This window comes from Lysobacterales bacterium (assembly GCA_019634735.1).
GTDB lineage: Bacteria > Pseudomonadota > Gammaproteobacteria > Xanthomonadales > UBA2363 > Pseudofulvimonas.
The window spans coordinates 35,336-43,452 of sequence record JAHCAT010000022.1; the positions used below are offsets into that span (position 1 = coordinate 35,336).

An 8,117-nucleotide genomic window follows, 5' to 3' on the forward strand; every position below is an offset into this window, starting at 1 on the left:
CACGAGCAGCGCGCCCTTTGGCGACCCCTGAGTCAGCGGTGCAGGCCCGTCGGGATACGGCTGGCAGCGGCTCGGGCCGATCGGCACGGGCAGGCGGCATGGCCGACGCGTGACCGGAGGCGCGCCGGACGGGCGCATCGAAGAACGACCAGGTGGATCGTGCTTCAACGCGCTGCGATGGGCTCAGCCCTCGACGGCCCGGTCCAGCGCCAGACTCAGCGCCCCGACCTCGCCGACCACGACGGCCTGCGGCACCGCCTCGAGGTCGCCGGCAGCGGGCTGAGCCTGGCCGCTGCGCGACAACCGGGCGCTGACCAGGATGCTTGCCCCCATCTCTATCTGCACGCCGTCCAGCATGCGGTCGGCCTGCGACAGGGAAACCACCAGCGGGAAGCGCGGTGCCTCGATGCGGCGGATCGCCAGCGGCGGACCGCCACCCGGCGCCCGGGCGATCACGAACAGGGTCGCGTCCGGTGGCGCCTGGGCCGCCACGCCCGCATCCAGCACCACTTCGACGGCGATCTGTGGGCCCTGAGGCGGGCGTTCCTCTGCTGCGGCGCCCGCGTCGTCGAGCTGGGCTGCCGTCGCCTCGGCGTCCAGGCCGGCGCGCCGTCGCGCCGCGGCGATCTGTTCGTCCAGGCGCGCGACCACCGGCTCACCCGCCGGCAGCAGGGCGCGCAGGCGGGTCCAGGTCGCCGCAGCCCCGGCGTCGTCGCCGTCCTGCTGCTGGGCGATGCCGAGCAGCCACAGTCCCTTCTGCTGGGTCGGATCGATGCTCAGCGCCTGCTCGACCAGGGTGCGGGGCTGACCGCCCAGGCGTCGGTCCGGACCGGCCAGGGCCAGGGCCTCGGCATGCTCGACCAGCACCTCAGGTTGCGCCGGTGCCAGCGCGAAGGCGCTGCTGGTGGCGCGCAGCATGTCCTGGAAGCGCTCCAGCGACCGGTAGCTGCGGGCCAGCAGCAGCCAGCCGTCGATATTGGTGGGCTCGTCGCGCAGGCGCTGCTCGAGGCCGGCGAGCGCCGACTCCATGTCCTGGGCATTGCCGAGCTGCGCCGGCGCAGTCAGTGCGCGCGGATCGAGCGCGGCCGGCTGGCCGATCGCGAACCAGATCGCCACCGCAAGCGCTGGCACGGCGATCGCCAGGCCGATCGCCAGTCCCCGGGCGGGCGCCGGATGCTCAGGGGCTGGCGCCTCCAGCAGGGCCAGCAGCGCCGCTGCGATCCGCTCGCGCTCGCGCGCGAAGCCGGCGTCGTCGAGCTCGCCCGCGGCATGGCGGCCGCGAAGCACGGCCAGTTCGGCCTCCAGGTCACGACGGTCGACGCCGTCGCCGGAACGCCGGCGCAGCAGCGGCGGCAACAGCAGGCCCAGCGCGGCCAGGCTCAGGGCCAGCACGCCGAGCCAGAACAGGGCGATCACCATTCCTCGTCCTTGGCAGGTTCAAGCGGGGCAGTACCGGCCGCCGCGCGGCGCCGGCGCACGATGGCGGCGACCGTCACCAGCCCGGCCAGCAGCAGCAGGGCGGGACCGAACCAGATCCACCAGGTGCGACGGTCCAGGGGCGGCCGGTACAGCACGAAATCGCCGTAGCGCTCGGTCAGGAAGCTCTTGACCTCGGCGTCGCTGCGGCCGTCGCGGATCAGTTCGAACAGTTCGCGGCGCAGGTCGCGCGCCAGCGGCGCGTCTGAGTCGGCCAGGCTCTGGTTCTGGCAGACCATGCAGCGCAGTTCCGCAGCCAGGGCGTTGAAGCGTGCCCGTTCGGCCTCGTCGGCGAACGGCAGCGGGTCGACGGCGGCGGAGGCCAGCCCCCCCAGCAGCAGCGCCAGCGCCGCCAGGGCGACGCGCAGCCCGGTCACGAGCCGGCCTCCGCCTGCAACTGCGCGAGCAGCGGCAGCAGGGTGCGCTGCAGGTCCTGCTCGGTCAGCGGCCCCACGAACTTGTGGCGGATCACGCCGGCGGCGTCGATCACGAAGGTCTCCGGGGCGCCGTAGACACCGTAATGCAGGGCGACGCGGTTGTCGGGGTCGGCAGCGATCGCGTGGTAGGGGTCCCCGAACTGCGCCAGCCAGCGCAGCGCGTCGGCACGCTCGTCCTTCCAGTTCAGGCCGACCAGGGCGATGTCGCGGCGCGCGCCCAGGCGCTCGACCAGCGGGTGTTCGACGCGGCAGCCGGCGCACCAGCTCGCCCAGACGTTGAGTAGCCACGGTCGGCCGAGGAAGGCGCTGCTGCTGACCTCGGCCTCGCCCTCGCGCAGGCCGGGCAGGGTGAACGATGGCGCCGGCTTGCCGATCAGCACCGAGGGCAGGCGGTCGGGCGGCCGTTCCTCGCTCAGACGGATGCCGGCAAACAACAGCACGACCAGGCCCAGGAAGGCGGCCAGCGGCAGCAGACGCAACATCATGCCGCGACCTTCCGCGCCACCGCGGGGGCGGCTGCCTGGCGGCGTGCGTAGCGGGCATCGGCCGCGGCCCACAGGCCGCCCAGCATCATCAGCAGCGAACCCAGCCAGATCCAGCGTATGAAGGGCTTGTGGTAGATACGCAGCGACCAGCCACCGGCCTCGTCGACCGGCTCGCCCATGGCGACGTACAGGTCGCGGAACAGGCCAGGGTCGATCGCGGCCTCGGTCATGACCTGGCCGCGCCGGTAGCTGCGCTTTTCCGGACGCAGCACGGTGAGCTCGCGGTCGCCGCGCAGCACGGTGACCGTGCCGTACTCACCGCCGAAATTCGGACCGTCGCGATGGGCGCTGCCGTCGAAGCGGAACTGGTAGCCGGCGACCTCGACCGACTCGCCGGGCGACAGTGCGACGTCGCGCTCGATGCTGGTCGTTTCCGTGACCAGCACGCCGATCACGAACAGGCCGACGCCGACATGGGCGATCGCCATGCCGATCATCTCGCGGCTGAAGGCACGCTGCTCGCGCAGCCGTGCCAGTACGAAGGCCAGGGTCCCGGCGACCACCCAGGTGCCGCCGAGCACGCCAGCGGCACCCTTCAGCGGTACCCCGGCCAGGGCCAGGACCGCGATCGCTACCAGCACCGCGAACGCGGCGGCCGGCCACAGCAGGCGACCCTGGGTGCCGGACTGCTCGGCCCGCCAGCGGGTCACCGGCCCCAACGGCAGCAGCAGGACGATCGGGATCATCAGCAGCGTGAACAGCAGGCCGAAGTAAGGCGGCCCGACCGAGATCTTGTCGCCGGTGACGGCGTCCAGGGCCAGCGGTGCCAGCGTGCCCAGCAGCACCATCGCGCAGGCCACCGCCATGAACAGGTTGTTGAGCAGCAGCAGGGTCTCGCGCGAGTTGCCGGCGAACGGTTCGCCAGCCGCGATCTTCGGCGCGCGAAGCGCATAGAGCAGCAGCGAGCCGCCGACCGCCATGCCAAGGAAGATCAGGACGAACATGCCGCGTTCGGGGTCGCTGGCGAAGGCATGCACGCTGGTCAGCACACCGGAGCGGACCAGGAAGGCGCCGAGCAGGCTGAGCGAGAACGCCGCAATCGACAGCAGCAGGGTCCAGGCCATGAAGCTGCCGCGCTTTTCGGTGACCGCCTGGGAGTGGATCAGGGCGGTGCCGACCAACCAGGGCATGAACGAGGCGTTCTCGACCGGGTCCCAGAACCACCAGCCGCCCCAGCCCAGTTCGTAGTAGGCCCACCACGAGCCCAGCGCGATGCCGAGCGTGAGCAGTGCCCAGGCGACGTTGGTCCAGGGGCGCGCCCAGCGCACCCACTGCCGCTCGAGGCGCCCCTCGAGCATGGCCGCGATCGCGAAGGCGAAGGCGACCGCGAAGCCCACGTAGCCCGCATAGAGCATCGGCGGATGCACGATCAGGCCGAAATCCTGCAGCAGCGGATTCAGATCGACGCCGTCCGGGGGCGGCGGAAGCAGCCGCTCGAAGGGGTTGGAGGTGAACAGCGTGAAGCTCAGGAAACCGATGCTGATCAGCCCCATCACCGCCAGGACATGGGCGGTGAAGCGCTCGGGCAGGTGGCCGCTGAACATCGCCACCGCGACGGTCCAGATCGCCAGGAACAGCGCCCAGAGCACCAGTGAGCCTTCATGGGCGCCCCAGACCGCCGAAAACCGGTAGTACCAGGGCAGTTCGAGGTTGGAGTTCTGGGCGACGTAGGCCACCGAGAAGTCCTGCACCATGAAGGCCCAGGTCAGCAGGCCGAAGGCCAGCGCCACGAACACGAACTGGCCGACCGCGGCCGGCGCCGCGACTGCGCGCCAGGCCGGCCGGCCGATCCCGGTGGCGAGCAGCGGCAGCGCCTGCACGGCGCTGAGCAGCAGAGCGAGGATGAGCGCGAAGTGGCCGAGTTCGGGAAGCATGGGGGAATCGCCGGGTGCGGGTGGGGAAAGGTCAGTAGGCCTTGGCGGGCGAGGCGCCGTTGCCGCGCGCCCGCTCCATCGCGTCCATCACTTCCTTGGGCATGTAGGTCTCGTCGTGCTTGGCAAGAACCTTGTTGGCCTCGAACAGACCGTCCTCGCGCAGGTGCCCGTGGGCGATCACGCTCTGGCCCTCGCGGAACAGGTCCGGGAGGATGCCTTCGTAGAAGACAGCGTGTTCGTTGACCCGGTCGGTGACGGTGAAGCCGACCTTCAGGCCGCCCAGGCGCTGGATGCTGTCCTCGAGCACGACGCCACCGAGGCGGAAGCGGGCGCCCGGTTCCAGGCCCTCTTCGCGCACTGCGGTCGGGCTGTACAGGTAGCTGACGTTGCCGCTCAGCGCGTAGAGGGCAAGCGCGGTGGCGGTGACCGCACCGAGCACGATCAGGGAGATGGCGATCAGGCGGCGCTTCTGCTTGGGACTCATGGCTGCGAGGAGGGATTGGTCGGGGCGACGGGACGGCGCGGCCGCTGCCGGCGCAGCGCGCGTCGCCGCCGGAACGGAGCGGTCGCGTCCCAGGCCAGCACCACCGCGGTGACGGCGTAGGCGCTCCACACGTAGGCGCCATAACCGCCCATGGCGAGGAACTCAGACATCGCTGCGCGCCCCCAGTTCCTGGCGCACCCAGGCGCTGCCGGCCTCCTGCTCGAGCAGGGCGACGCGGGTGCGGGCGAACAGGCTGCCGGCGAAGTACAGTTTGCTGGCCACGGCCATGGCCAGAAGCGGCCAGAGCATCGACGGATGGATCGAGGATTCGCCGAACATGCGCACGGTCGGCCCCTGGTGCAGCGAATTCCACCAGGTCACCGCGAAGTGCACCACCGGCACGTTGACCACGCCGACCAGGGCCAGCAGGCAGGCCGCGCGCCGGCCGGCGCGACGGTCCTCGAAGGCCTGCGCCAGGGCGATCACGCCCAGATAGAGGAAGAACAGCACCAGTTCGGAGGTGAGCCGCGGGTCCCAGTCCCACCAGGTGCCCCACATCGGCCGGCCCCAGATCGAGCCGGTGACCAGGGTGATCAGGGTGAACGCCGCGCCGGTCGGGGCGGCGGTCAGCACCAGGGTCTCGGCCAGCTTCATGCGCCAGACCAGGGCCACGAAGGCGGCGACCGCCATGAACGCGAACACCGCCATCGACATCCACGCGGCCGGGACGTGCACGTAGATGATCCGGAAGCTGTCTCCTTGCTGGTAGTCGGGCGGCGCCAGAACCAGACCGGCATACAGGCCGTATGCGGCCAGCAGGGCGGCCAGCGCGAAGCACCACGGCTGCAGGCGGGCCGCGAAGGCGTAGAAGGTCGGTGGCGAACCGAGTCGATGGAACCAGAGCGGCAGTTTCATGGCGACGGCAGGCAGGCGGAAGCGCCCGCGACAATGATGGCACGGCGTGCGTCGACGCCGGATTGACGAAGGTCAAGTCGTGGCCGGTCGCGCCCGATCACCGCAGCCCCAGGCGCAGGGCAGCGGCGCATACGAACGGGCCGACCGAGCAGGCGGCGACCAGGCCGGCGCCCAGCAGCAGCAGGGGCGGCAGCACCGGCAGGCCCTGGCGCCCGGCATCGAGCGTGCCGACCGCCAGGATCAGCACCGGTACCGCCAGGGGCAGCAGCAGCAGCGCCAGCAACGCGCCTCCGCGACCGGCATGCACGGTCAGCGCCGCGCAGACCGCGCCGATCCATGCCAGCGTGGGCGTGGCCAGCACCTGGGTCAGCACCAGCAGGGGCAGGCTGTCGGAGGGCAGCCTCAGCATCAGGGCGAACAGCGGCGCCGCGAGGATCAGCGGCAGCGCGGCAGTCAGCCAGAAGGCGGTGACCCGGGCCGCAGCCAGCAGGGGGAGCGGCGCGGGGGCGACCACCATCTGTTCGAGGCTGCCGTCGTCGGCGTCCGGGCGGAACAGCGTGTCGAGGGCCAGCAACAGCGCGAGCAGCAGGGCGATCCAGTTGACCGCAGGCGCCAGCCGCGCCAGCAAGGCCGGCTCCGGACCCACCGCCAATGCCACCAGCAGACAGACCAGCACAGCGAAGAACAGCGGCTGCATCAGGTCGAAGCGGCGGCGCGCGGCCAGCCGAAGATCGCGCACCAGCAGAGCGGACAGGGCGCGCATCAGGCCGCTCCCTGCAGGCCGAGGACCTGGCGGTCGCCGGAGAACCCCGCCTGACCCGCCCGGTGCACGCTGAGGACCACGGCCCCGCCGCCCCGCAGCTGGTGGTCGATCAGTCGATCGACCAGCCGACAGCCGTCCGGGTCGAGGTTGGCGTAGGGCTCGTCGAGCAGCCAGATCGGCGCGTCGACCAGCAGCAGGCGCGCCAGCGCCACGCGCTTGCGCTGGCCGGCCGAGAGTTCGCGCACCGGGACCGGCGCGAAGCCGTCCAGGCCGACCGCGGCCAGCGCCTGGTCGCGGCCGAGCCGACCCTTGCGCGCATACAGGGCGGCGCCGAACCCGAGGTTCTCGGCCACCGTCAGCGCGGTCTTCAGGCCCAGGGCGTGGCCCAGCCAGGCAATCGCCACGGGATCGCCATCGGCTTCCGTGCTGCGTTCGACCGTGCCTTCGTCGGGTCCGAGCAGGCCGGCCAGCAGGCGCAGCAGGGTGCTTTTACCGCTGCCGTTTCCACCATTGAGCAGCAATGCCTGGCCGGGTCGGACCTGCACGGTCAGGTCGCTGAAGAGCGGATCTCCGCCATAGCCGAACGACAGCCCCTGGGTCGCCAGCAGGGCGGGCAGGGGCGTCTTGGCCAGTGTCGGATCGTCCATCACGACCATAGCCAGCGTGGGTCGTCGCCAAGGTGTGCCCGCCAGTCGGGCTGGTAAAGACGCAAGCGGGCAATGCCGTCGGCAGCCACGCAGACGGTGGCGGCCTGCCCGAATTCCGCAGCCAACCCGTCCAGCAGGTCAGGGTCCAGATCGGTCAGCCAGCATGAGGGCTCCGGCCAGCCGCCATCGGCAGCGCTGTTGGCCGCCGGATGCCAGTGCAGGCCCAGGCCCGCCAGGCGCGCGCGGAGCTGCGCGGCCCGTGCGAGATTCTCCTCCCCGGACTGCTGCTGTCCGCCCGGATTGAAGGCGGTCAGCAGGCCATGGACACGGCCCGGGGCCGGGGGCGGCACGGGCGCCGGCCGACCCGGGATCAGGCGCAGGCTGCCGGCGCCGCCGGTGGCATTGCCGCGAATCCGGTAGATCGCGTCCAGCCAGGCTTCGAGCAGGGCCCGTACCGTCTCCGTGCTGCCGGCGGGGGCCGGCGCAGCGGGTTTCATCCGTTACCCGGCGCGTCGCCGCCGTTGCCGCCACCACCTCCGCCACCGGGCTTGCCCCTACCGCGCCGCACCGGACCTCGCCGCTTGCGGGGAGCGCCGTCCGCGGGTGCCCCGCCCGGGGCCCGATTGCCGATGTTGTCGCCCTGGGCGGCAGCCGTGCCGCCCCGCCCCGACTGGACGTTGCCTTCGCGAGGACGGTGCTGGCCACCGCCCGGCTTGCGACGCTTCCTTGCCGCCCCTGGTGCATCGCCCGCGGGTCCCGGGGCCTTGTCGCGCGGGCGACCGGCGCCGCTGTCGATACGGTTGCCGATGTCGTCGTCGAAGGCGGCCGGTGGCCGGCTGGCGGTGTTGCCGGGTCCCTCGCCGGGGTACCAGGTCCGGAACAGCATCTCGTTGCTGTCCATGGGGCCGGTCATCGTCCGCGGCTTGCGGTGGCCGCGGGCGCCCGGCGCCGCCGGCTTGCCGGCGCCGGGTCCGGC

At 72.0% G+C, this 8,117-nt stretch carries 11 protein-coding genes; all 11 read right to left on the reverse strand.

Going from position 1 to position 8,117, the window contains the following annotated elements:
• Window positions 1–183: 183 nt before the first annotated feature.
• Window positions 184–1,419, reverse strand: coding sequence for a c-type cytochrome biogenesis protein CcmI (ccmI, locus tag KF823_16090; protein MBX3727422.1), 1,236 nt, complete (start codon window positions 1,417–1,419; stop codon window positions 184–186).
• Complete coding sequence (locus KF823_16095) at window positions 1,413–1,853, reverse strand: cytochrome c-type biogenesis protein CcmH (GenBank protein MBX3727423.1); 441 nt, start codon at window positions 1,851–1,853, stop codon at window positions 1,413–1,415. The genes ccmI and KF823_16095 overlap by 7 nt, the downstream gene beginning before the upstream one ends.
• On the reverse strand, window positions 1,850–2,398 hold the full coding sequence (locus KF823_16100; GenBank protein MBX3727424.1) for a DsbE family thiol:disulfide interchange protein: 549 nt from the start codon (window positions 2,396–2,398) through the stop codon (window positions 1,850–1,852). Before KF823_16100 ends, KF823_16095 begins: the two co-directional genes overlap by 4 nt.
• A complete protein-coding gene (locus KF823_16105; protein MBX3727425.1) occupies window positions 2,395–4,332 on the reverse strand; it encodes a heme lyase CcmF/NrfE family subunit in 1,938 nt (645 codons plus the stop codon). Before KF823_16105 ends, KF823_16100 begins: the two co-directional genes overlap by 4 nt.
• Before the next feature lie 31 nt (window positions 4,333–4,363).
• Window positions 4,364–4,816: a cytochrome c maturation protein CcmE gene (ccmE, locus tag KF823_16110; protein ID MBX3727426.1), complete on the reverse strand. Its 453-nt coding sequence runs from the start codon at window positions 4,814–4,816 to the stop codon at window positions 4,364–4,366.
• Window positions 4,813–4,986, reverse strand: a complete 174-nt coding sequence (gene ccmD / locus KF823_16115) for a heme exporter protein CcmD (protein ID MBX3727427.1) — start codon at window positions 4,984–4,986, stop codon at window positions 4,813–4,815. The genes ccmE and ccmD overlap by 4 nt, the downstream gene beginning before the upstream one ends.
• Window positions 4,979–5,731, reverse strand: coding sequence for a heme ABC transporter permease CcmC (gene ccmC, locus KF823_16120; protein ID MBX3727428.1), 753 nt, complete (start codon window positions 5,729–5,731; stop codon window positions 4,979–4,981). The genes ccmD and ccmC overlap by 8 nt, the downstream gene beginning before the upstream one ends.
• Before the next feature lie 97 nt (window positions 5,732–5,828).
• Window positions 5,829–6,494: a heme exporter protein CcmB gene (ccmB, locus tag KF823_16125; GenBank protein MBX3727429.1), complete on the reverse strand. Its 666-nt coding sequence runs from the start codon at window positions 6,492–6,494 to the stop codon at window positions 5,829–5,831.
• Window positions 6,494–7,141 carry a heme ABC exporter ATP-binding protein CcmA gene (ccmA, locus tag KF823_16130; protein MBX3727430.1) on the reverse strand — a complete coding sequence of 216 codons (648 nt, stop codon included), beginning with the start codon at window positions 7,139–7,141 and terminating at the stop codon, window positions 6,494–6,496. Before ccmA ends, ccmB begins: the two co-directional genes overlap by 1 nt.
• Window positions 7,141–7,638: a DUF3293 domain-containing protein gene (locus tag KF823_16135; GenBank protein ID MBX3727431.1), complete on the reverse strand. Its 498-nt coding sequence runs from the start codon at window positions 7,636–7,638 to the stop codon at window positions 7,141–7,143. Before KF823_16135 ends, ccmA begins: the two co-directional genes overlap by 1 nt.
• On the reverse strand, window positions 7,635–8,117 hold a 483-nt coding region (locus KF823_16140; protein MBX3727432.1), incomplete at its 5' end, for a hypothetical protein. The genes KF823_16135 and KF823_16140, both read right to left, overlap by 4 nt.

Coding starts and splice junctions, on each gene's coding strand:
- ccmI (MBX3727422.1), bottom strand. CDS start 1,419: ATGGTGATCGCCCTGTTCTGGCTCGGCGTGCTGGCCCTGAGCCTGGCC.
- KF823_16100 (MBX3727424.1), bottom strand. CDS start 2,398: ATGATGTTGCGTCTGCTGCCGCTGGCCGCCTTCCTGGGCCTGGTCGTG.
- KF823_16105 (MBX3727425.1), bottom strand. CDS start 4,332: ATGCTTCCCGAACTCGGCCACTTCGCGCTCATCCTCGCTCTGCTGCTC.
- ccmE (MBX3727426.1), bottom strand. CDS start 4,816: ATGAGTCCCAAGCAGAAGCGCCGCCTGATCGCCATCTCCCTGATCGTG.
- ccmD (MBX3727427.1), bottom strand. CDS start 4,986: ATGTCTGAGTTCCTCGCCATGGGCGGTTATGGCGCCTACGTGTGGAGC.
- ccmC (MBX3727428.1), bottom strand. CDS start 5,731: ATGAAACTGCCGCTCTGGTTCCATCGACTCGGTTCGCCACCGACCTTC.
- ccmB (MBX3727429.1), bottom strand. CDS start 6,494: ATGCGCGCCCTGTCCGCTCTGCTGGTGCGCGATCTTCGGCTGGCCGCG.
- ccmA (MBX3727430.1), bottom strand. CDS start 7,141: ATGGACGATCCGACACTGGCCAAGACGCCCCTGCCCGCCCTGCTGGCG.
- KF823_16135 (MBX3727431.1), bottom strand. CDS start 7,638: ATGAAACCCGCTGCGCCGGCCCCCGCCGGCAGCACGGAGACGGTACGG.